This is a genomic window from Komagataeibacter diospyri (assembly GCF_043995075.1).
Lineage (GTDB): Bacteria > Pseudomonadota > Alphaproteobacteria > Acetobacterales > Acetobacteraceae > Komagataeibacter > Komagataeibacter diospyri.
In genome coordinates, this window is record NZ_CP171836.1 from 16,078 (window position 1) to 37,209 (window position 21,132).

General features: G+C 62.5%; 20 protein-coding genes. 10 read left to right on the forward strand and 10 right to left on the reverse strand.

What is annotated here, in order from left to right; genetic code table 11:
- Positions 1-140 precede the first annotated feature (140 nt).
- Together ACE2AA_RS00065 and lysA are read right to left on the reverse strand one after the other, a co-directional pair.
- Positions 141-2,888, reverse strand: coding sequence for a DUF4175 domain-containing protein (locus tag ACE2AA_RS00065; protein ID WP_395370531.1), 2,748 nt, complete (start codon positions 2,886-2,888; stop codon positions 141-143).
- On the reverse strand, positions 2,885-4,255 hold the full coding sequence (lysA, locus tag ACE2AA_RS00070; RefSeq protein ID WP_395370533.1) for a diaminopimelate decarboxylase: 1,371 nt from the start codon (positions 4,253-4,255) through the stop codon (positions 2,885-2,887). Before lysA ends, ACE2AA_RS00065 begins: the two co-directional genes overlap by 4 nt.
- A gap of 77 nt (positions 4,256-4,332) precedes the next feature.
- Here lysA and ACE2AA_RS00075 point away from each other — a divergent pair, with 77 nt between their 5' ends.
- On the forward strand, positions 4,333-4,731 hold the full coding sequence (locus ACE2AA_RS00075) for a cytidine deaminase (RefSeq protein WP_395370535.1): 399 nt from the start codon (positions 4,333-4,335) through the stop codon (positions 4,729-4,731).
- A gap of 4 nt (positions 4,732-4,735) precedes the next feature.
- Here the strand turns inward: ACE2AA_RS00075 and ACE2AA_RS00080 are convergent, their stop codons facing one another.
- Positions 4,736-4,897 carry a hypothetical protein gene (locus tag ACE2AA_RS00080; RefSeq protein ID WP_162851894.1) on the reverse strand — a complete coding sequence of 54 codons (162 nt, stop codon included), beginning with the start codon at positions 4,895-4,897 and terminating at the stop codon, positions 4,736-4,738.
- Entirely contained in the window at positions 4,894-6,333 is a 1,440-nt protein-coding gene (gene argH / locus ACE2AA_RS00085) for an argininosuccinate lyase (RefSeq protein WP_141259356.1), read from the reverse strand. Before argH ends, ACE2AA_RS00080 begins: the two co-directional genes overlap by 4 nt.
- Positions 6,334-6,583: 250 nt before the next feature.
- Between argH and ACE2AA_RS00090 the strand changes: the two genes are divergently transcribed.
- The 9 genes from ACE2AA_RS00090 to ACE2AA_RS00130 all read left to right on the forward strand — a co-directional run bounded on the left by ACE2AA_RS00090 (position 6,584) and on the right by ACE2AA_RS00130 (position 15,513).
- Positions 6,584-7,402: an N-formylglutamate amidohydrolase gene (locus ACE2AA_RS00090; RefSeq protein WP_141259357.1), complete on the forward strand. Its 819-nt coding sequence runs from the start codon at positions 6,584-6,586 to the stop codon at positions 7,400-7,402.
- A 50-nt stretch (positions 7,403-7,452) separates the two neighbouring features.
- Positions 7,453-8,328: a shikimate dehydrogenase gene (locus tag ACE2AA_RS00095; RefSeq protein ID WP_395370538.1), complete on the forward strand. Its 876-nt coding sequence runs from the start codon at positions 7,453-7,455 to the stop codon at positions 8,326-8,328.
- Positions 8,329-8,340: 12 nt separating this feature from the next.
- Complete coding sequence (gene coaE / locus ACE2AA_RS00100; protein ID WP_141259359.1) at positions 8,341-8,970, forward strand: dephospho-CoA kinase; 630 nt, start codon at positions 8,341-8,343, stop codon at positions 8,968-8,970.
- A complete protein-coding gene (gene dnaQ, locus ACE2AA_RS00105; RefSeq protein WP_395370540.1) occupies positions 8,967-9,647 on the forward strand; it encodes a DNA polymerase III subunit epsilon in 681 nt (226 codons plus the stop codon). Before coaE ends, dnaQ begins: the two co-directional genes overlap by 4 nt.
- A gap of 99 nt (positions 9,648-9,746) precedes the next feature.
- Entirely contained in the window at positions 9,747-12,089 is a 2,343-nt protein-coding gene (locus ACE2AA_RS00110; protein ID WP_141298647.1) for an adenylate/guanylate cyclase domain-containing protein, read from the forward strand.
- On the forward strand, positions 12,086-12,976 hold the full coding sequence (locus tag ACE2AA_RS00115; RefSeq protein WP_141259362.1) for an ABC transporter permease: 891 nt from the start codon (positions 12,086-12,088) through the stop codon (positions 12,974-12,976). Before ACE2AA_RS00110 ends, ACE2AA_RS00115 begins: the two co-directional genes overlap by 4 nt.
- A 1-nt stretch (position 12,977) precedes the next feature.
- Positions 12,978-13,673, forward strand: coding sequence for an ABC transporter ATP-binding protein (locus ACE2AA_RS00120; RefSeq protein WP_141259363.1), 696 nt, complete (start codon positions 12,978-12,980; stop codon positions 13,671-13,673).
- A complete protein-coding gene (locus tag ACE2AA_RS00125; RefSeq protein ID WP_141259364.1) occupies positions 13,673-14,626 on the forward strand; it encodes an MlaD family protein in 954 nt (317 codons plus the stop codon). The genes ACE2AA_RS00120 and ACE2AA_RS00125 overlap by 1 nt, the downstream gene beginning before the upstream one ends.
- Positions 14,623-15,513, forward strand: a complete 891-nt coding sequence (locus ACE2AA_RS00130) for a hypothetical protein (RefSeq protein ID WP_395370541.1) — start codon at positions 14,623-14,625, stop codon at positions 15,511-15,513. The genes ACE2AA_RS00125 and ACE2AA_RS00130 overlap by 4 nt, the downstream gene beginning before the upstream one ends.
- Positions 15,514-15,655: 142 nt before the next feature.
- Here the strand turns inward: ACE2AA_RS00130 and ACE2AA_RS00135 are convergent, their stop codons facing one another.
- The 6 genes from ACE2AA_RS00135 to sucD all read right to left on the reverse strand — a co-directional run bounded on the left by ACE2AA_RS00135 (position 15,656) and on the right by sucD (position 21,130).
- On the reverse strand, positions 15,656-17,116 hold the full coding sequence (locus tag ACE2AA_RS00135; protein ID WP_395370543.1) for a SulP family inorganic anion transporter: 1,461 nt from the start codon (positions 17,114-17,116) through the stop codon (positions 15,656-15,658).
- A 34-nt stretch (positions 17,117-17,150) separates the two neighbouring features.
- Complete coding sequence (locus ACE2AA_RS00140) at positions 17,151-17,678, reverse strand: 6-carboxytetrahydropterin synthase (protein ID WP_141259367.1); 528 nt, start codon at positions 17,676-17,678, stop codon at positions 17,151-17,153.
- Positions 17,671-18,408 (reverse strand): 7-cyano-7-deazaguanine synthase QueC, encoded by a 738-nt coding sequence (queC, locus tag ACE2AA_RS00145; RefSeq protein ID WP_395370546.1) that lies wholly within the window; start codon positions 18,406-18,408, stop codon positions 17,671-17,673. Before queC ends, ACE2AA_RS00140 begins: the two co-directional genes overlap by 8 nt.
- Before the next feature lies 1 nt (position 18,409).
- Positions 18,410-19,045 (reverse strand): 7-carboxy-7-deazaguanine synthase, encoded by a 636-nt coding sequence (queE, locus tag ACE2AA_RS00150; RefSeq protein WP_395370547.1) that lies wholly within the window; start codon positions 19,043-19,045, stop codon positions 18,410-18,412.
- A gap of 88 nt (positions 19,046-19,133) precedes the next feature.
- Positions 19,134-20,150: a biotin synthase BioB gene (bioB, locus tag ACE2AA_RS00155; RefSeq protein WP_141298656.1), complete on the reverse strand. Its 1,017-nt coding sequence runs from the start codon at positions 20,148-20,150 to the stop codon at positions 19,134-19,136.
- A gap of 107 nt (positions 20,151-20,257) precedes the next feature.
- Positions 20,258-21,130 carry a succinate--CoA ligase subunit alpha gene (sucD, locus tag ACE2AA_RS00160; RefSeq protein ID WP_395370548.1) on the reverse strand — a complete coding sequence of 291 codons (873 nt, stop codon included), beginning with the start codon at positions 21,128-21,130 and terminating at the stop codon, positions 20,258-20,260.
- Between the last annotated feature and the right edge of the window lie 2 nt (positions 21,131-21,132).

Below are 21,132 nucleotides of genomic sequence, written 5' to 3' on the forward strand. Positions count from 1 at the left end.
GTTGTGGTATGGGGACCGCTTCTTTCATGAAGGTGGCGTTTCCAGACGTATTCTGAAAAAAGCTTCATCAGAAACTTCTTTGTAATTTCCGGACTGTTTCAAACAGTGCCTCAAGTCACGCCAGAAACGTCATTACAGCCCTAGAAAGCACGGAGCAGGCGGTCGAGGTATTCCAGTTCTTCCGGCGGACGGGTACGGTCGGCGTCGCGGCGGCGCAGTTCCTGTTCAATCTCGCGCGCGCGTTCGCGGCTGGCATTGTCAGGTACGTGGGTATCGTTGTCCATGCCCGCATGGGTGCCACCGGTCTTGCGGCCCAGCGGGTCACGATCGCCTTTGCCTTCGGCCTGCTGGTCGGTGTCGTCATCGTCATCCTGCCCGCCGGGATGATTGCCGCCACTGCCATGGCTGCCCTTGCCATTATCCTGCGACATCATGGGCAGGAACACGGTCATGCCGCCATGCGTACTCTGGCTGCGCATGGACTGACGCATCTGCTGGTCACCCTGCTGCAGGTCGGCCAGAACCTTCTTTTCAGCCGTAGCTGCATCGGGATCCTTGCCTGCGCCAAGGGCCGCGCGCACGGCTTTCATATCTGTCTGAGCCTTGTCCAGTGCAGGCATGTCCTTGCCGCTGGCCTGCCTGAATTCGCGCTGCAGCTCATGCAGGGCGCGCGACAGGGCGTGCTGCACGGCCCGGTCGGCATGCTGTTGCGCCGTGTGTGCTTCGGGCGTCATGCTTTCCGGCGGTGAAGGGGACGCTGCCTGTGGCTGTGGCGCGCTGCCCGACGGCGTAATGCCCAGCTGGCGCAGCAGGTCGGCGGTGGACATGGATGACAGGTCGCCGCCATCTTCATCCATGTCGGTCTGGTGGCTGGCGGCATCACGTTCCTGCTGGCGCTGGGTCTGGTCCATGCGTGACTGGGCGTGGTCCAGCAACTGCGACTGACGACTGACCAGATCGCGCAGCGCACGGCGCAGTTCCTTCGCCTGCTGGCGGGCCTGCATCTGCCGGGCCAGCTGCATCATGTCCTGCGGGGTGGCGTTGCGGATGCCGTTGGCCATGTCCTCCATCTGCTGCAGTTTCTGCATGGCATCGGCATCGCGGCCATTGGCGGCGTCATCCTGTAACTGCTGCATCATCTGGGCCATGTTCTGTTCGCCACGCGATGTCATTTCGGGAATCGCGGGAATGGCGGAATGATCGCGCATGGCCTGTTGCGCCAGTGCCTGCATCTTGCGCGAAATCGCGTCCTTGAGTGCCTGCATGCGGTGCTGCAGTTCGGCCTGCTGCTCCGGCCCCTGACCCTTGGCTCCCATTTCGCGCATGTGTTCGAGCTGTTCACGCACGGCGTCCTGTGCTGCCTGCACGCCAAAATCAGCCTGTTCGTTATCTATGTCCCGACGGTTATGTTCGATATCCAGCGCAAGGAACCACAGCCGCCCGGTAGCCTGCGTAATGGCGTAATCGTCGGTTACGTCATCTGCATCCCCCAGCACGGCGGCCACACTGGTCAATGCCAGCAGCAGGCCGACATGGTGGGTCAGCATGGTGTCGGCCTGACCCAGCGCCAGCAGTTCGCGCGCCGCCTGCGCGCGGTTTTCGCGGTGCAGGGCAACACGCTTGCGGATATCCAGTACCGCCTTGGCCAACGGGTTGTTGAAAGGCCGCGCGCCCATGCGCAGCCGGATGGGGGCGGAGGTCGCGGTCATGCCACTGGTGCTGGTGGCAACCAGTCGCGCGGTCACGTCTTCCCCCGCCCATGGATTTTGCGACAGGTCGGGTGTTGCTACGTCATCGGCCACGCGCGGATGGCCGTTCAGCGGGATCGGGACGGTTACGATATCATGCGGACTGTCCGGCATGACCAGTTCCGCATGCATTGATGCGATGCCGTATGGCTGGGCTACGTGATAGGGCAGGCGGGTACGCCATTCCCCTTCATGGCTGCCCGGCTCCTTGCCCCATGCGATCTCTGGCGCGGGGTTGGGGGTTACGTTCAGGTTCCATTGTCCCAGCGTGCGGCCCCGGCCGCGCAGGCGCAGCGTGCCACTGGCCAGAAGGGTAGCCTGCGCATTCCAGCTTGCGTTGCCCAGGGCGCGGAAATCATGGGGGCCGATGGCAGGTAGCGATCCTCTGGCATGCATGCGCAGGGCCGGATGGCCATTCAGCCCGTTCAGCGTGACGGTCAGCTGCGCACCGGCGGGAATGGCTGCACTGGTGTGCGTCGCATCAAGGAAGACCGGCGCGCCGGGTGCGTAATCAGGCATGGTGATCCATGCATTGACCTGCGGGGCAGGGGTGTCGGCATCATCCATGCCTGGCAGGAAGGCGGCCGTAATCCGGCTTGCGGCATGATCGCCGGTCCACATCATGCCACCAGCCAGCAGCACGGCAAGGACCGGGGTGGGCGCCCACCATGTGATGCCGTCGGGCAGGCATGGTCGTGGCCACCCGCCCCGCAGACGGCCCAGCGCCGCCGTGGTGCGGTGCAGGTGGACCTGCCACAGATAGGTGATTTCAGGCGTGGGGGTATTGGCGGGTCTGTCATGTAGCGTGCGCAGCGGCTGGCCGGTCAGGCCGGACGCCTGTTCCACCCGCCGATCGGTTTCGGATGCGGTGGGGGCATGGATGCCGCACCACTGCCGCCATGTGGCATAGGCAGCACTACCTGCCACCCCGGCCAGAAGGACAGCATGCAGGCTGTCGGGCATATATTGGGGCAGGCGCGCAAGTCCCAGCAGCGCAACACCCATGGCTGCGTCAAGCGTGGGCAGCATGAGCGGCCATAGCTGTTCCACCCACAGGGCACGGCGCGCCTGCTGGCGCGCACGGGCCAGGCGTTGCGGCAGGCTGCCGCCGGGCTGGGTGATGTCCTGCCCGGCTGTCATAGGCCTCCGCCAGCAGGGAGAAGGGTGTTCTCCACCCAGTCGGGAATGCGGTCGGCAGCCCACAGGTCTTCAACCTGCTGGCGTTCACGGATGACGGACCAGCGGGTGCCGTCCACCATCACCTGTGCTGCCAGCGGGCGGGCGTTATAGGTGGAACTCATGACCATGCCATAGGCCCCGCAGTCCAGCAGCGCCAGGCGCGATCCCGCATCCATGTGTGGCAGGGTACGGTCATGGCCGAAAGTATCACCGCTTTCACAGACCGGTCCCACCACATGCACCTGCTCGACGGGCGCTGTGGCCGTCGCGGCGGAAAGGGGGATGATGCCATGCCACGCGTCATACAGACTGGGGCGCATGAGGTCATTCATCGCAGCGTCCAGCACAAGGAATGGCGGCATGCCGTCATAGCCCTGCTTGCGCAGGATCACGGTGGACAGCAGCACGCCTGCGGGGCCAGCCAGCCAGCGCCCTGGCTCAACAGCCAGCCGCGTACCCAGATCGCCCAGTTCGGCATGGATGGCGGCGGCAAGGGCTTCGGGCGCGCCTTCGGTTTCGTCACGGTAGGAAATGCCCAGTCCGCCGCCGCAATCCAGTACCTCGACCGCAAGCCCGCGCGCGCGGATGGCCCGCACGAGGTCGGCAAGTCTGGCATAGGCGGTACGGTAGGGCTGCATGCGTACGATCTGGCTGCCAATATGCATTGCCAGCCCGACGGGCCGGATACCTGGTAAAGTGGCAGCACGCGCATAAAGTTCAACCGCGCGGTCATAGGGAATGCCAAATTTGTTGGTGGCGAGGCCGGTGGTGATCTTGGCATGGGTGCCTGCATCGACATCCGGGTTGATGCGCAGGGCCACCCGGGCTTCCAGCCCTTCGGCTTCCGCCACGGCGGAGAGGAGTTCAAGTTCCTCCGCGCTTTCGACATTGATCTGTGCAATGCCCGCCTGCAGGGCGAGGCGCATTTCCTCAAGGCTCTTGCCCACGCCTGAAAAGACGATTTTTCCTGCCGGGATGCCCGCCATCATGGCGCGGCGCAGTTCACCGCCACTGACCACGTCCGCCCCGGCCCCTTCGGCTGCCAGCACGCGCAGCACGGCCAGATGGTCATTGGCCTTGACGGCAAAGTGAATGGAAATTGGCCGGCCGGTGGCGGCAAGGGCTGTGGCAAGCCTGTGGTAGCGTGCGCGCAGGGTACCCGCGCTCATGACCCATGTGGGCGTGCCAAGCGCGTCGGCAATGGCATTGAGGGGGACATCTTCCAGCACAAGCCCGTCCATGGCATGCATGGACAGCGCCGGACGGACGGCCAGAAGATCGGCAACGGATGGGTCCTGTCCACGACAGGTAGGGAAAGCATCAGCCATGATGCGCGCACGATACCGCCTTGCCCTGTCGCTTCCAAGGTGCTTGACGCATGAAAGAACACGAAGGACAGACCGGAATGAGCAATGACCCCCTGGTGCAGGCCGCCGTTGACGCGCGGCTGCGGGCATATGCGCCGTATTCGCGCTTTCAGGTCGGTGCGGCGGTCGAGGCAACGGACGGTCGGATATTTGCCGGATGCAATGTCGAAAACGCGGCCTATCCCGAAGGAACCTGCGCCGAAGCTGGCGCAATCGCCGCCATGGTGGCACAGGGCGGGCGTCATATCCGCCGCGTGGTGGTATGCGGGGGTGGGGATGCCGCCTGCACGCCATGTGGGGGATGCAGGCAGAAAATCAGGGAATTCGCGTCCCCCGGGACATCTGTCACCATGGTTTCAGCCGGGGGAGCGGTCCTGCAGGTCCGCACGCTGGCGGACCTGCTGCCCGACAGTTTCGGGCCGGACAGCCTGACCTGATCCGTCAGCGATCGGGGCTGGGATAGGTCGTGTAGTAGGCGTGGGAGTTGGAAGGCTGGCGTGGGGCGCCAATGCGCCCGCACGCCCCCAGCGATGAGGCGATGACCAGACCCGCCAGCGTCAGCAGCATGATGGCGCGCCCGCGCGGGGAAGGTTGGATATTCATTTGCCGCTTTCTCCTGTCCCGAGCGTATCCAGCCAGCGCGCGGCCTGCGCGCGCACGTTTTTCGCCGCCGTGCCGCCGTGGCTGGTGCGTGAGGCGATGGAGGAATCGACATCCAGCACAGTGAAGATGTCGGCGGTGATGCCCGGTTCCTCCGCCTGCATGTCCTCCAGCGTAAGATCGGCCAGACCCACGCCCTTCGCCTCCGCCTTGCCGACCAGACGGCCCGTGACATGGTGGGCGGTGCGGAAGGGCACCTTCAGTACCCGCACCAGCCAGTCCGCGAGGTCGGTGGCGGTGGAAAAGCCGGACCCGGCATAGGCGCGCATCTGCCCGGCATTGACACTGAGGTCACGGATCATGCCATCCATCGCAGCAAGGCTCAGTGCCGCGGCATCCGTCGCGGCGAAGACCGGTTCCTTGTCTTCCTGCATGTCCTTGGCATAGGCCAGCGGCAGGCCCTTCATCACGGTCAGCAGGCCGACCAGCGCGCCGGTAATGCGGCCACCCTTGGCGCGGACCAGCTCGGCCGCGTCGGGGTTGCGCTTCTGCGGCATGATGGAGGAGCCGGTGGTGAACGCGTCGGACAGGCGGATGAAGGAGAAGGGGGCCGAACACCAGATCACGATTTCTTCCGCCAGCCGCGACAGGTGGACGGCGATGATGGACAGCGCGGACAGGTATTCCAGAGCGAAATCACGGTCCGATACGGCATCGAGCGAGTTGGCGGTAGGACGGTCGAAGCCCAGCGCATGCGCCGTCATGTTCCGGTCGATGGGAAAGGACGTACCCGCGAGTGCTGCCGATCCCAGCGGGGATTCATTGAGCCTGCGCCGCGCATCCGCAAGCCTGCCCCGGTCGCGGGCCAGCATCTCCACATACGCCATCAGGTGGTGGCCAAAGGTCACGGGCTGCGCGGTCTGCAGGTGGGTAAAGCCGGGCATGGGGGTGTCGGCATGTTCCGCCGCCCGCCGCGCAAGTGCCCGCATGAGGGACGCCGCCTGCTGGTCCAGACCGTCGATCGCGTCACGTACCCACAGGCGGAAATCGGTTGCCACCTGGTCATTGCGCGAACGCGCGGTGTGCAGGCGTTTTCCCGCCTCGCCAATCCGGTCGGACAGGCGGGCTTCGATATTCATGTGAATATCTTCAAGTGCGGTGCTGAATTCAAAGGTGCCAGCCGCGATTTCCCGCCCGATCTGATCCAGCCCTTCGGTAATGGTTTTGGCATCAGCATTCGAAATGATGCCGGTTTTCGCCAGCATGGCGGCATGGGCTTTCGATCCCGCGATGTCCTGCCGCCACAGGGCCTTGTCAAAACCGATCGAGGCGTTGATGTCCTGCATGATCGCCGCCGGCCCCCCGGCAAAGCGCCCGCCCCATTGCGCGTTCGCCTTCTGCGCGTCCTGATCCGTCAGCGTTTTTGCGTTCCCCGGCATCCTGTGTTCCAGCTACCCCAAGTGTGAAAAGGATTGTGTCTGATACGTCGCGGCATAAAGCCATCGCATGCCGCGCACCCTACCCATCTGCCGCTGCAGATACAATCGTTCCCGTGTCCGGTGGCGGTCCCGTATGGTAGCCTCGTATGGCAACGCGGCGGGGTGGGTTGCGGCGGGGGGTCTTTCGCTCATGCGGGGGGATCTGTAATATTGGTCGCCTACCCGCCCATGGCACAGGATGTCCCGCACAATGCAGCATACAGCCCTTGCGCAGGAGCCATTACGGTTGCTGACGCAGGATGACCCGGCTCCCGTCATTCAGTTCGGCACATCCGCGCTTGATGGCGTGATGCCACCGTCCGGCCTGCCATTCGTGCTGGTCAGTGACCATGCGGGGCGCAGCCTGCCATCCGCGCTGGGGAATATGGGGATCAGCGCCACCGATCATGCGCGTCATATCGCCTGTGATCTGGGCATGGCCGAAACCGGGCGGATGCTGGCGCGGAATCTGGACTGCGTGCTGATTGAACAGGCCTATTCCCGCCTGGTGATCGACTGCAACCGCGCGCCGGGGCATCCGACATCCATCGTGCGGGAAAGTGATGGCACGCGGGTTCCGGCGAATATCGATATAACGGCGGCGGAAGAAGGCAGGCGGGTGGAAGAAATCTTCCTGCCCTATCATGATCGGATCAGCCGGGAGATCTCGACGCGGCTGGAAGGGGGACTGCCCGTGGTGCTGGTGTCCCTGCACAGCTTTACCGACCGCATGAACGGCATGGCACGGCCATGGCATACGGGCGTGCTGCATAACCGCAATCCCGCTTTCGGCCTGCGGGTGCGCGACCTGCTGGTGGCGGAGGGCGGGCTGGTGGTTGGCAGCAACGAACCCTATGCCCTGACGGATGTCAGTGATTATACCGTCCCCGTCCATGCCGAAGGGCGCGGCGTGCCCTATCTGGAAATCGAGATCCGCCAGGACCTGATCGCAACAGAACAGGGGCAGGCGGAATGGGCCGACCGCCTTGCGCGCGTCCTGCCGCAGGCTTGGGAAGATTTCAGGCACTAATGTTCCTGCCCGTGTAAGACGAACACACCGGATCAGATGGATTGAAGATAATGGAACGCAGGTTACGCATTGACGGCCATACCCTGCTGGCCGGGGTGACCGGCTGGCCGGTAGCGCATTCGCGCTCGCCGCTCATGCATAATTTCTGGCTGGAGCAACGCGGGATAAACGGGGCTTACGTGCCGCTGCCGGTGGCGCCGGGTTCGTTTGATGTCGCGGTCCGGGGGCTGCAGGCCGCGGGATTCCGTGGCGTGAACGTGACCATCCCGCATAAGGAATCGGCCTATCGCATCGTGGAGGAACACGGCCGTCTGGACCGTTCGGCGCAGCGTTCGGGTTCGGTCAACACGCTGGTTTTCGCCCCTGATGGCCAGATCGAGGGCTATTCCACCGATGGCGACGGATTCGTGGCCAATGTGGAAGCGCATGGCATTCCCGTCAAAAGCGGCCGTGCCCTGCTGCTGGGGGCCGGGGGGGCGGCGCGCGCCATTGCCGCAAGCCTGCTGGACCGGGGGGTAGATGTCGCTGTGGCCAACCGCACCCGTGCGCGGGCCGATGCGCTAGCCGCGCAGCTTTCGGGCATTGCGGTCATTGACTGGGCGCAGGCGGGTGATGTGCTGCCGTCGTGCCAGTTTCTGGTGAACACCACGTCCATTGGCATGGACGGGGGGGCAGATGCCACCTTCCCGCTGGACCTGGGGCGGGCGGATGCAGGGCTGGTCGTATGCGATATTGTCTATGTGCCGCGGCAGACAGCACTACTCCGGCAGGCGGCCAGTCATGGGCTGCGCACTGTCGACGGGCTGGGAATGCTGATTCATCAGGCCGGTCTGGGGTTTGAGAAATGGTTTGGTGCGGCGCCGGAGATCGGGCCTGCGGTCGAAGCCCTGCTGGATGCCGACCTGCATCGCGCACATGCGGGCTGAACGGGATCTTTCATGCGCATACTGGGACTGACCGGCGGGATTGGCATGGGCAAGTCCACTACGGCTGCCCTGCTCAAACGCGCGGGCATACGGCTGTTTGATGCTGATGCCACCGTCGCTGCCCTGCAGGCCCCGCATGGGGCGGCCCTGCCTGCCATCGGACGGCTGGTCCCCGGTTCGGTGCGTGATGGCGTGCTGGACCGGACGGTGCTGCGGCAGGCGGCGCTGTCCAGTCCAACCGTGATGCAGGGACTGGAGGCCATCATCCACCCGCTGGTGCGTCGGGCACGACAGCGGTTTGTGCAGCGTGCGCGACGCGATGGTTGCCGGTGGGTCGTGCTGGATATCCCGCTTCTGTTCGAAACCGGGGCTGAGCGGATATGCGACCGGGTGGTGGTGGTCAGCGCGCCCGCGTCGATACAGCGCCAGCGTGTATTGCGGCGGGGGCGGATGACGCCGGCCCAGATTGACGCTGTCATTGCCCGTCAGATGCCTGATGCCGCGCGGCGGCGACAGGCCGATGTGATTATCGAAACCGGCCTGTCGCGCCATGAAACGGTGCGCCAGGTCAGGCGTTTGCTGTATGCGATGCGCGAAGGCAGTCCAGCCGCATGGGCTGCGGCCGGAGGAAAGCCTGCATGAAACGCACCATCCTGTTTGATACGGAAACCACCGGTCTTGATCCGCTGAAGGGGGACAGGATCATTGAAATCGCGGCCCTTGAACTGATTGGTGACCTGCCCACCGGGCGCAGTTTCCGTGTCCTGATCGATCCCGAGCGTGATGTGCCCGAAGAGGCATCGCGCGTGCATGGCTTTACCCGCGCGGACCTTGAAGGAAAGCCGAAATTCGCGGAGGTCGCCCCTGAATTCCTTGAATTCATAGGCAAAGATCCCCTGATCGCGCATAATGCCCGCTTCGATTTCGGCTTCCTGAACGCGGAACTGGCGCGGGCACGGCTGCCTGAACTGGATATGGGGCGCATGGTCGATACGCTGGACATGGCGCGTGAGCGTTTCCCCGGCATGCCCAATAGCCTTGATGCGCTGTGCCGCCGCTTTTCCATCGACCTGTCGGAACGTACGACCCATAACGCGCTGCTGGACTGCAGGCTGCTGGCCGCGGTGTATCTGGAACTGACCGGGGGCCGCCAGCGTGGGCTGAGCCTGTCGGTGGATGAAGGCGGCGGCGGCATCGCCACCTATACCTATGTGCGGCCGACGGGACATGTCTGTGTACGTGTCAGGCCGGATACCGCCGAACTGGAAGCCCATCAGGCCTTTGTCAGCCGCCTGTCCGAACCGTTGTGGCTGGGCTGAATGGGCGGTATGTAACTAAAGGGAGTGGTCCCGGTGGTACGTTTGGGTTAGTCTGCGCCCGTTAGCCGTACCTGATTGTATTGAAACAGGAAGAGAGCATTGTCCACGGACGAGATTGTCGATCCCACGATTGCCCCTTCCGACCAGTTCCGGCGCTTCCTCTATCATATCGGCATTCCGGTGGCCGGTGTGGTTACGGTCATTGCCGTCATTGCCGGGGTGGGGTGGCATTCCTACCAGACCGTCCGCACTGGCGCGCTGACCCTGACGCATGACCTGCTGGTCAGCCAGCAGGAGTATATTGCCAAGGAAGTCAGTTCCTTCCTCATGCCCGCCTCCGCCGGGGCGATCGTGGCGCGCGACATGCTCGAGCATGGTGCCCCAGCGGTCGAACAGAAGATATTCAACGGCTACAGCAGCACCATGATGCGGAATGTTCCGCAGATCCAGTCCTTCTACATTGCCGACAGCGACGGCAATTTCAGTACGCTGGAACATGGTGAACAGCCCGGCCAGACCGCACTTACAACCCTGCATGATGTGGGTACGCCCAAGGCGATCTTCACGCATGAACTGCGTGACGGCGATGGCAAGCTGCTGAAGCAGTGGCAGACCCCGGCAGGGACATATGACCCCCGCGGGCATGCATGGTTTACCGATGCGGTCAAGGCCGGGCAGGAAATCTGGACCCCTCCCTACCTTGTGGAAGTCACCAAGCAGATCACCATTACGGCGGCGGTTCCGTACAAGGGCAGTAATGACAAGACGTATGTCTATGCCATCAACATGTCCCTCAATCACCTCAACAATTTTCTCAATTCGCTGAAAATCGGTGAAAGTGGTAACGCGATCCTGCTTCAGCAGGGCGGGAATGTTGTCGCCGGTCACGGTATGCAGGAAACCCAGACCAAGGCGCAGGGTGATCCGGCCAAGATGACGCTGGATCCCGTGAAATATCCGGTCATGACCAAGGCATTTGATGAATACCGCGTCCATGGTTATGGCGCACGTACCATCAAGGTGAATGGTCGACGGTATGTGACCATTACCGCCAACCTGCCGGTCGGCAAGGATAGCTGGGTGCTGCTGCTGGTGGCGCCCGAGGATGATTTCTCACGTTTCGCCATGGCGGGCGGACAGCAGAACCTGATCTTCTTCGTTCTGGTTGTGATCATGGCGCTGGGCTTCGGGCTGCTGCTGTTCCTGCAGGCGCGCCGCAGTGACGGCCTGCGTAACCTGATCGCCAGGATGAGGCGGGTCGCCGGTCACGAAAGTGATGCCCTGCAGGAGGTCGCGCAATACGAGGAACTGTTCAATCCCGAAGACAATGCCCTGATTCTGACCAAGAAGCTGGCTGAACAGTCCGAGGCCAGAAGGGCCGCCATCTGGCGGATCCTGCATGATGGCCATACGCTCATGTGCATCGATTCCTATGATCGATTGCAGGACGTGCATTCCGGTGGCTTTGAAATGTCCACCACGGACCTGAAAAGCTTTTTCGACGCCGTATTCCATGGTGACCGCCTGGCCACGACCGCTGCCGATACGGATGAGCACACGACAGCATTCTACCGTGTGTACATGCGTGCTTTTGGCAGTAAATCCCTGGTCTGCTGCCCGATCGTGGGGAATGGTGGTCCGGTCGGGGTCATCACGCTGGAAGATGCGCCTCAGGCGGAAATGGTCTATCATTTCGTGCAGATGGTTGCAGGTGTGGCGGCGGTCCGTTTTTCCGCCCAGCATTATACTGCGGTGGCCGCCGCACGTGAGGAACTGGAAACGGAGCCCGCAGCCACAGAGGAACTTCACGATCCCAGCCAGGGATTCCTGCTGGCCCCGGGTGCTTTGTCCATAAACGGACAGCCGAACGCTACGGACCTGAGCCAGATGGAAGGATTCTATCCCGCCGTCACCATCATGGTCATCAGCCTGTCTGACATGATCATGACGGCCCAGAATGATCCGGCCGCCAATATCAAGCTGATTGATGACATGGCGGCTGCGTTGCAGGATATTGCCCACCAGTGCGGGCTGTATTCCATCCGCATGCTGGGTCATCGCGTCGTCTGTATAGCGGGGTGTTCGCGCACGCCGGACAAGGGCGCGGTGTTCCGCATGGCGAATGCGGCGCTCATGATGCGTGAAAACGTGCTGGCCATGCTGTCGAAAGCGGATCTGGACCCGGTCTTCCGCATCGGTATTGATGTCGGGCCGGTATTCGGCGGCATGCTGGGCAAGAACCCGCAGGCGTTCAACCTGTGGGGGGATGCCATGGGCATGGCCGAGATGATGGCGCAGGGCGCGCCGGATGTCGGCACGATCCAGGTATCGGAAAATGTTTACCAACGCCTGCGTCAGTACTTCCTGTTTCGTGAACGTGGCCGGTTCTTCATTCCTGGCATGGGGCTGACACGTACTTATGTGCTGGCCGGACGGCGATGACCGATACGCCAACCCAGGCCCCTGAGCGCGCGGCGCCACAGACTGGCCCCATGGCTGTTCCCCAGCCGGATGACGCCGGTCGTCTGGTGCATCTGCTGCGGCGTTTTGCGCCGTGGCTTGCAGCCCTTGGGCGGCTGACGCGGCATCAGGTGCGTTACACCCTGCTGGTGATTGGCGCGGGGTGGGGCGTACTGCGCGAAAGCATGCGGTCCAATTCATGGCGCAGGCCGGTTATCTATGAATTCCGCGCCACCCTGCGGCAGGTTGTCAGTGGCGGTTTCCTCAGTATCGTGATCACCGCGACGCTGACGGGTCTTATGGTGGTGTCACAGGCTGCGTACTGGCTGGGTTACGCAGGCATGGCGCAGATGACGGGGTCGATCCTTGTTTCCGTGCTGGTGCGTGAAATCTCTCCCATCCTTGTTGGCATCATCATCATGGGGCGCAGCGGCATGCTGTCGCTGACCGAAATCGGCATGATGGTGCTGGGTGGAGAAGTGCGGGCGTTACAGGCGCGCGGTATTGACCCGTTTCTGGCGCTGATCATGCCGCGTACGTTCGCCTTTACGCTGGGTGGCTTTACGCTGGGCATGATCTTTGCCGTTGTATCGCTGCTGATGGGGTTTGTGGTCGCCCATTCCACGGGGGCCATCACGTCCTCGGTCTGGACATTCTTCTTCAATGTCCTTGCTGCGATGACTACATGGGATTACCTGATCATTCCGCTGAAATTCGTGCTGGTCGGTTTCTTTGTCGGGGTGGGGTCATGTGTTTCGGGCCTGACCGTCAGCAGCAATGACACGATGGCCACCATCATGCCGCGTGGATTTGCGCGCGGGATCATGCTGGTGCTGGTGGTCAATATCCTCTTCATGCTGGATTTCTGACATGACAGCCAACGCTCCCCTGCTGGAACTGCGTGACGTCGTGCCGTCGTTCGAGGAAACCGGCCTCATGCCTGCGCCATACAACCTGCGCATCATGCCCGGTGAATGCGCGGTGATCGATTGTCGCGATTTTGAACGGGCCGCCATGTTTGCCGACCTGTGTTCAGGCATGGTTTCGCTGACGCAGGGCAATATCAGGTTCATGGGGCTGGACTGGAGCGCCCTGCACGACCGGCAGCTCTATGCGCTGCGTGGGCGTATTGGCCGCATTTCGCGCAACAGCAGCTGGCTCAACCTGTTTGGCACGCATCTCAATATCATGCTGCCACACCTGTACCATACCATGGACCCGTTTGATAACGTGGTCCTGCATGCCACTGAACTGGGGCATCGGTTTGGTTTTCCCGGCCTGCCAACGTCCGCGCCCGACCGGCTGTCGGGTGCGGATCTGGCTCGGGCGGCGTGTGTACGTGCCTTCATGGGGCGGCCGGACCTGCTGGTGCTGGAGGATATATCCGACACGCTGCCAGAGGAGAATGTCCTGCCGTTTCTTGAAATGATGACCACGGCGCGGGATCGTGGCTGTGGCGTGTTATGGTTCGTCCGTTCCGCGGCGGCCTGGCATGAATATCGCAAGGCGGTGAATATCCACATGCGCCTTCTTGACGAAGGTCTTTTTCCCATGCGGGTGGTGTAATGGTCCAGAAACAACAGTCAGACGGAATCCGGCAGCTTGTGCGCGTCCGTTACGCCGATGAATGGGTGGGGATACTGGTCCTTGTGGCCCTTGTCATCCTGCTTGGTGCGGTGATCGAGGCCGGCGTGCTGCGTGACTGGCTGACGCCGGCGGGCAGGCTGCGGATCGTGCTGCCCGAAAACGGTGTCAGTGGCCTGTCGGTTGGTGACGATCTGGAGGTCATGGGCATCCATGCGGGCACCGTGCGGCGCGTGCGGATCAATCCGTCGGGGGGCATGTACGCCATTGCCGAGATCGATCCCGATATTGAACCCTATATCCGTCGTGACAGCACGGCCATCATCCGCAAGCGCTTCGTGGTGGCCGGGGCCAGCTACATCGATGTTTCACGCGGGACGGGGGACAAGCTGGACTGGAGCTATGCTGTGCTGAGCGCCACCAACGCGCCCAACCCGGCTGACACCATTACCCAGACCTTCAGTGACATCCGTGACCGTGTCATCCCGGTTCTGGACAATGCCCAGCACATGATGGCAACGCTGGACGCCACCATTACGGACATGCATGCGGGCAAGGGCTCCATCGGGCGTCTCATGACCAATGACGACCTGATCCGTCAGGCTGAACAGATGATTACCAGCCTTAACGCCACCATTGCACAGCTGACACCGATCGAAAAACAGCTTGCGGGTGTCATGGACAAGGCGAGCGCCAGCATGACCAACGTGCAGAAGGCCACGGGCGACCTGAGCAACGCGACACCGGCCATTACCCATAACCTGCAGGATGCCAGCCAGCAGCTGCCGGTGCTTCTGGTTCAGGCGCAGACAACCGCCAGCAGCCTGCAGAAGCTGGTCGATCAGATGCGCGGTCTGTGGATACTGGGCGGTAATGGCAACAAGGCGGCGAAGCATAACCATGCCCGCCTTCCGGCGCAGAAGGTGCAGCCATGAGAATGAAGAAGGAATATGCAGCCCTCGGCCTTGCCTTTGCGCTGGCAGGATGTGGTGGGGGACAGGCAGTTACCCAGCCGGGCGACACCACCCTGTCGCAGGATATGGATACCGCGAAGGATGCCGTGGGCCTCGAACGTCTTTCGGTGGCGGAACAGCAGTACCGTGCCGCAGGCCAGCGGGCTATCGCGCGTGATGATGTCACGGCCATAGGTGATGCGGGCTATAACCTTGCCACTGTCCAGCTGGATGAGGACAAGGCGCAGGATGCGCTGTCCACGGTAACCGCGACGCGTTCGGCTCTCGCGATGCGGGGGCAGACGGGTGATGATGCCGGGCTGGATCTGGTGCAGGCGGGTGCCCTGCGTCGACTGGGTCGCGATACCGAAGCAGCAGATGCCGCTACACGTGCTGCGGCGGCACAGGACCCGGATATTGTGGAAAAAGCCCAGCTGATCCGTGGCTTGATTGCCGATGACAGCAATGATCAGACCACGCTGGCATCCGTCGATGCCTATTTCGCGAACCTGACCGGAAAGGTACCGACAGGCTGGACGGCGGATGCAAAGGAAATTGCAGCCCGTAACCTGCTGGCCACAGGCGGTAGCACACAGACCGCCATGCAGGACGCCATGCAGGCGGCGACCATTCGCCAGACGCAGGTGGATTACCGTGATATGGCCCGTGCGCTTGGCGTTGCCGCCCGTGCGGCTGACAAGGCGGGAAATACGCAGGTAGCGGCCCAGCTTTATGCCCGTGCCAGCCAGAGCGCGCGACAGGCGGGTGACAGGGCTGCGGCTGATCGCTGGGCAAAGCGGGCGGGCACGACCACCGTCGCAGATCCTTTTGCCCTGCCTGCCGCTGCGACGACGACAAAGAAAAAATAGGGACCCGCCTTTTGCCCGGCAGGGCATCCGTTGCGTGTGCCGGGTTCGTAATCAGGCAAGAGTGTCACCTTTTTTCAAAAAGGTGACTCCCTGAAATTTTCAACAGATTAATGGGGTGGGCCCATCCAGCCCACCATACCTGTCATTGTGCCGGCTGCAGCCGTGTATGCCTGGTCAGAAGTCGGGTACTGGCGCCATTCAGTCCGATCAGCTGTACATCCATGCCCTGTGCCTCCATCTTGCCAATCAGCTCTTCCAGCATGCCGGCGGCCGTCATGTCCCATAAATGGGCATGGGTCAGGTCGATCGTGATGTGGCGGGCGGTATCATGCAGGTCGAATGCATCGGCAAAGCTGTCGGATGAGGCAAAGAAGACCTGCCCGTTCACGATATAGGTCCGCGTCTGGTTATCAGCCGAAAGCGTATTGCTGACTGACAGCATGCTGGATACCTGAAAGGCAAAAAACAGCCCGTTCAGCAGTACGCCCACGGCAACACCTGCAGCAAGGTCATGCGTGCCTACGACAACTGCCACCGTCGCCAGCATGATGACACTGGTGGTGCGGGGATGATGGACAAGGTCACGCAGCGATGACCATGAAAACGTGCTGGCCGACACCATGATCATGATCGCCACAAGGGCTGCCACCGGCACCTGCGCCACCCATGGGCGCAGCGCCACCATAAGCAGCAGCAGGAAGGCGCCCGCCACGAAAGTGGAAAGCCGTCCCCGCCCGCCATAACGCAGGTTACCCACGGTCTGCCCGATCATGCCACAACCCGCGATGCCACCAAACAGGCCGACGGCGATATTGGCGATACCCAGCCCCATGCATTCCTGCCGCTTGCTGCTGTGGGTTTCCGTCAGGTCATCCACCACGCGGGCCGTCATCATGGATTCCAGCACACCTACGCTGGCCATCGCCAGCGCAAAGGGTGCAATGATGTTGAGTGTATCAAGCGAGAACGGTACATCAGGCCAGACCAGATGCGGCAGGCTGTCAGGCAGGCGGCCAAGGTCGGCGACCGTATGCAGCGGCATGGGGTACAGCATCGACACCACGGTCAGCACAACAATGCAGATCAGTGGTGACGGGATGGCGGAGAAAAGTCGGGGCAGGGTGTAGATGATCACCAGCCCCAGCGCGATCATGGCATAGGTATGCCATGTCACATGCAGCATATGCGGGACCTGCGCTGAAAAGATCAGGATGGCCAGCGCATTGACAAACCCGGTCCGCACCGGGCGCGAGACATAGCGCATCAGCACATGCAGCCGCAGGATACCGAACACAACCTGCAACAGGCCACACAGCAGGGTCGCGGCCAGAAGATACTGCACCCCATGGGCGCGAACCAGGGCTGCGGCCACCAGGGCTACGGACCCGGCTGCCCCGGATATCATGCCCGGCCTGCCGCCGGTAAAGGCGATCACGACGCTTATGACAAAAGACGCATAAAGCCCGACTGCGGGATCGACCCCCGCGACAAAGGAAAAAGCAATGACTTCGGGGATCAGCGCAAACGTGCCGACCATACCGGCCAGTGTGTCGCGCGTGATGTTACCGAACCATTCCTGACGGTAACGGGCGAGTGCAGACATGAAAAAAACGGGGCCTTTCGGGGCAGAAGGGTAATCAGGTATCGGAAATGGTCGTGTCCGCACGCCGCCACCAGCAGTGCGGGGCGGGACGCGGCTGGGGCAGGACCGCCAGCGGGTCGCCACTGTAACGGACCGTGTTGGTGGGTGTTTCCTCGATTTCAATGCTGGCGCAGGTCAGCGTCCCGTTATCGGCGGCAAGGAAGGCATTCAGCTTGGCCATAAGCAGGCAGGCCAGCAGTTCGGTCGTGGGGTCGCCGGGTGTGACCAGTATGCGCTGCGCACGCTGTGGTTCGTGCCGGGCAAACCATGCGCGCAGGGGATCATCTTCCGACAGTTGCAGGGCATGGTCGACATGGTTGTCGATAAAGCCATGCCAGATGCCCTTCGCCCGCTGGAAGGGCATGACCATGTTGGTGCGGCCGTCCAGTGCCGTCGGGTTCGTGGCGCGCAGGTGGACGCGGATATATTCATTATGGCCATGGGGCAGGGCGCAGCGTTCGCTTTCGCCCGCCAGCAGCCGGTGCGCCATGGAAAAGCGCCGGGTGAAAACCAGTTCAAACATGCTGGCGTGCCGCCATGTACTGCTCCCATCCCGCCTTGCGCAATCTGCAGGCAGGGCAGGTGCCGCAGCCATGTCCCCATGCATGAAGGGTACCACGTGTGCCAAGGTAGCAGCTATGGCTTTCGCGGTTGATCAGGTGGACAAGCGCATCACCACCCAGTTGGTGGGCCAGTTCCCATGTCTGTGCCTTGTCTATCCACATCAATGGCGTGTGCAGCACGTAGTGGGCGTCCATGCCAAGGTTGAGCGTTACCTGCAGGGACTTGATCGTGTCATCGCGGCAGTCAGGGTAGCCGGAATAATCAGTCTCGCACACGCCGGTCACGATATGGCGGATGTTGCGGCGTGCAGCCAGGGCCGCGGCAAAGGTCAGGAAAATCAGGTTGCGACCGGGCACGAATGTGTTGGGCAGGCCGTTTTCGCTCATCGTGATCTTGGCTTCACGCGTCAGCGCCGTGTCCGATACGGTGCCAAGGGCGGCAAGGTCGAGTGTATGGTCCGCGCCCAGACGCTCGGCCCACCGGGCATTCTGTGTCGCCATCCCGTCGCGCAGGGCTGCGCGGCATTCCAGTTCAACCGCATGGCGCTGCCCGTAATCGAAACCAAGCGTCTCCACCCGGCCAAAACGCGCCAGTGCCCATGCAAGGCAGGTGGCTGAATCCTGACCGCCGGAAAACAGGACCAGTGCAGCTTCATTTTCAGGATGGGATGGGGGAGGGGGAACGCTCATATCAGGGTATCCCGATCAGCTTGTGGGTCTGCAATGACAGCCGCCATTGCGGGTGATACATGCAATACGTGACCGCATCGGTGGTGTTGCGGGCACGATTGGCATTATCCATTGGCTGGAGCCAGAACTGCTGGAAATCAAGCCCGGCCACCTGATCGGGCAGCAGGTCCGGCTGGGGATAGACCAGCTTCAGTTCATGTCCATGCGTCTGGACCAGATCCGCACCGGCCTTGGGGCTGACGCATATCCAGTCGATCCCGTCCGGTGCGGCCATGGTGCCATTGGTTTCCACCGCGATTTCAAAGCCGCGTGCATGTAATGCCGCAATCAGCGCATCATCAAGCTGCAACAGGGGTTCACCGCCGGTCAGGACAACGAAGGCCCCATTCCTGTCCCGTGCGGGCCATTGTGCGGCAATGGCGTCGGCCAGATGGTCCGCATCCGCGAAGCGACCGCCACCGGGGCCGTCGCTGCCGATGAAATCCGTATCACAGAACCGGCAGGTGGCCCGGTCCCGGTCGCGTTCCAGACCCGACCACAGGTTACACCCCGCAAACCGGCAGAATACTGCCGTACGGCCCGCCTGCGCGCCCTCGCCCTGCAGGGTGGGGAATATTTCCTTTACGGTATAGGACATGTTCCAGATTTCGTAATGCACGCGGCCGGAAAAAGGGCACCACGCGTGGGAACTGCCCCAGCCGGTCCCGCGCCCGGCTGCGTCGGGTTCAGCCCTGTTTGTGTGATGTATGCATGCCCAGCCGGTCAAGCAACTGCCGGTCACGCAGGGCTGCCGGATTGGGCGTTGTCAGCAGGCGTTCGCCATAAAAAATGGAATTGGCGCCAGCAAGGAAGCACAGCGTCTGGGCTTCATCACTCATGTCTTCGCGGCCTGCGGCAAGACGTACGCGGCTGGCAGGCATGGTGATGCGGGCGGCGGCGATGGTGCGCACGAATTCGATCGGGTCAACCGCTGCCGCCCTGTCCGCCAGCGGGGTGCCTTCCACGCGCACCAGCATGTTGATCGGCACGCTTTCGGGATGGCGGGGCAGGCTGGCGAGCGTCGCGATCATGCCCGCACGGTCCGTGATGTCTTCCCCCATGCCGACAATGCCGCCACAGCAGACATTGATCCCGGCATCGCGCACGTTTTCCAGCGTATCAAGACGGTCCTGAAAGGTGCGGGTGGAAATGATGTCGCCATAATATTCGGGCGAGGTATCGATGTTGTGGTTGTAGTAATCCAGCCCGGCATCCTTGAGCCTGTGCGCCTGACGGTTATCGAGCATGCCCAGCGTCACGCAGCTTTCCAGTCCCAGCGCCTTCACGCCCTCGACCATGGCGCACACGGTCTCAAGATCATGTTCCTTGGGGCTGCGCCACGCCGCACCCATGCAGAAACGTGCCGCGCCTGCGGCCTTGGCGGCGCGGGCTTCCTTCAGCACTTCTTCCACGGCCATCAGGCGGCTGGCCTTCACGCCGCCATCCTCATGCACGGCGCTCTGCGGGCAATAGGCGCAGTCTTCGGGGCAACCGCCGGTCTTGATCGACAGCAGGGTGGAAATCTGCATTTCCGTGGGGTCGAAACGGGCACGATGCACCGTCTGTGCGCGGTAGATCAGGTCCGGGAAGGGCAGCGCCATAAGGGCTGCGACTTCGTCACGCGTCCAGTCTGTCCTTATGGGGGGCAGGCTGGTGGCCCCGGCGTGCATGGACAGGGTGTCCGGGCTGCTCCCATCGGGCATCGGTCTGGATCCTCTGGCGGTGAAGTGGAAAACTTTTCCGGCTGTGCCATACAAAACCGGCGATGACCATACTTTTATTGTTATGGGGCCATCGCCGGAAGTATGGGTCAGCCCAGCACGCGGGCCAGTGTCGTGCCCAGCTCGGCAGGGCTGGGGGCGACATGGATGCCCGCTTCACGCAGGGCCTCGATCTTGGCGCTGGCGGTCTCGTGCCCGCCGGTAATCACGGCACCCGCATGGCCCATGCGACGGCCCGGCGGTGCGGTGGCGCCGGCGATGAAACCCACGACCGGCTTGCGCGTGCCACTGGCGCGGATCAGTTCGGCGCCATCGATTTCGGATGTGCCGCCGATTTCACCAATCATGACGATGGAATGCGTGTCCGGGTCCGCGATCATGCGTTCAAGAACATCGGTAAAATCCATGCCCTTGACCGGGTCGCCGCCAATACCGACACAGGTGCTCTGCCCCTGGCCAATGGCCGATGTCTGGGCTACGGCCTCATAGGTCAGGGTGCCCGAGCGCGAAACGATGCCCACATGGCCACGGCGGTGGATCGGGCCGGGCATGATGCCGATCTTGCATTCATCCGGCGTGATGATGCCGGGGCAGTTGGGGCCGATCAGCAGGCTGTCGGAGCGTTCGAGGGCCGCGCGCACGCGCACCATGTCCTGCACCGGGATGCCTTCGGTAATGCATACGATCAGCGGGATGCTGGCGGCAATTGCCTCAAGGATCGCATCCGCAGCGCCCGCGGGCGGCACATAGATGACGGAGGCATCGGCCCCGGTCGCTTCACGCGCCTGCGCTACGGTGTCGAATACCGGCAGGCCAAGGTGCAGGCTGCCGCCCTTGCCCGGTGTGACGCCACCGACCATGCGGGTGCCATAGGCAATGGCCTGTTCAGTGTGGAAGGTGCCCTGCGCGCCGGTAAAGCCCTGCGTGATCACCTTGGTGGACTGGTTGACAAGAATGGACATTC

Excerpts from the sequence above, each read along its gene's own strand:
- ACE2AA_RS00065 (WP_395370531.1), bottom strand. The coding sequence starts at position 2,888 with ATGACAGCCGGGCAGGACATCACCCAGCCCGGCGGCAGCCTGCCGCAA.
- lysA (WP_395370533.1), bottom strand. The coding sequence starts at position 4,255 with ATGGCTGATGCTTTCCCTACCTGTCGTGGACAGGACCCATCCGTTGCC.
- ACE2AA_RS00075 (WP_395370535.1), top strand. The coding sequence starts at position 4,333 with ATGAGCAATGACCCCCTGGTGCAGGCCGCCGTTGACGCGCGGCTGCGG.
- ACE2AA_RS00080 (WP_162851894.1), bottom strand. The coding sequence starts at position 4,897 with ATGAATATCCAACCTTCCCCGCGCGGGCGCGCCATCATGCTGCTGACG.
- argH (WP_141259356.1), bottom strand. The coding sequence starts at position 6,333 with ATGCCGGGGAACGCAAAAACGCTGACGGATCAGGACGCGCAGAAGGCG.
- ACE2AA_RS00090 (WP_141259357.1), top strand. The coding sequence starts at position 6,584 with ATGCAGCATACAGCCCTTGCGCAGGAGCCATTACGGTTGCTGACGCAG.
- ACE2AA_RS00095 (WP_395370538.1), top strand. The coding sequence starts at position 7,453 with ATGGAACGCAGGTTACGCATTGACGGCCATACCCTGCTGGCCGGGGTG.
- coaE (WP_141259359.1), top strand. The coding sequence starts at position 8,341 with ATGCGCATACTGGGACTGACCGGCGGGATTGGCATGGGCAAGTCCACT.
- dnaQ (WP_395370540.1), top strand. The coding sequence starts at position 8,967 with ATGAAACGCACCATCCTGTTTGATACGGAAACCACCGGTCTTGATCCG.
- ACE2AA_RS00115 (WP_141259362.1), top strand. The coding sequence starts at position 12,086 with ATGACCGATACGCCAACCCAGGCCCCTGAGCGCGCGGCGCCACAGACT.
- ACE2AA_RS00120 (WP_141259363.1), top strand. The coding sequence starts at position 12,978 with ATGACAGCCAACGCTCCCCTGCTGGAACTGCGTGACGTCGTGCCGTCG.
- ACE2AA_RS00125 (WP_141259364.1), top strand. The coding sequence starts at position 13,673 with ATGGTCCAGAAACAACAGTCAGACGGAATCCGGCAGCTTGTGCGCGTC.
- ACE2AA_RS00130 (WP_395370541.1), top strand. The coding sequence starts at position 14,623 with ATGAGAATGAAGAAGGAATATGCAGCCCTCGGCCTTGCCTTTGCGCTG.
- ACE2AA_RS00135 (WP_395370543.1), bottom strand. The coding sequence starts at position 17,116 with ATGTCTGCACTCGCCCGTTACCGTCAGGAATGGTTCGGTAACATCACG.
- ACE2AA_RS00140 (WP_141259367.1), bottom strand. The coding sequence starts at position 17,678 with ATGTTTGAACTGGTTTTCACCCGGCGCTTTTCCATGGCGCACCGGCTG.
- queC (WP_395370546.1), bottom strand. The coding sequence starts at position 18,408 with ATGAGCGTTCCCCCTCCCCCATCCCATCCTGAAAATGAAGCTGCACTG.
- queE (WP_395370547.1), bottom strand. The coding sequence starts at position 19,045 with ATGTCCTATACCGTAAAGGAAATATTCCCCACCCTGCAGGGCGAGGGC.
- bioB (WP_141298656.1), bottom strand. The coding sequence starts at position 20,150 with ATGCCCGATGGGAGCAGCCCGGACACCCTGTCCATGCACGCCGGGGCC.
- sucD (WP_395370548.1), bottom strand. The coding sequence starts at position 21,130 with ATGTCCATTCTTGTCAACCAGTCCACCAAGGTGATCACGCAGGGCTTT.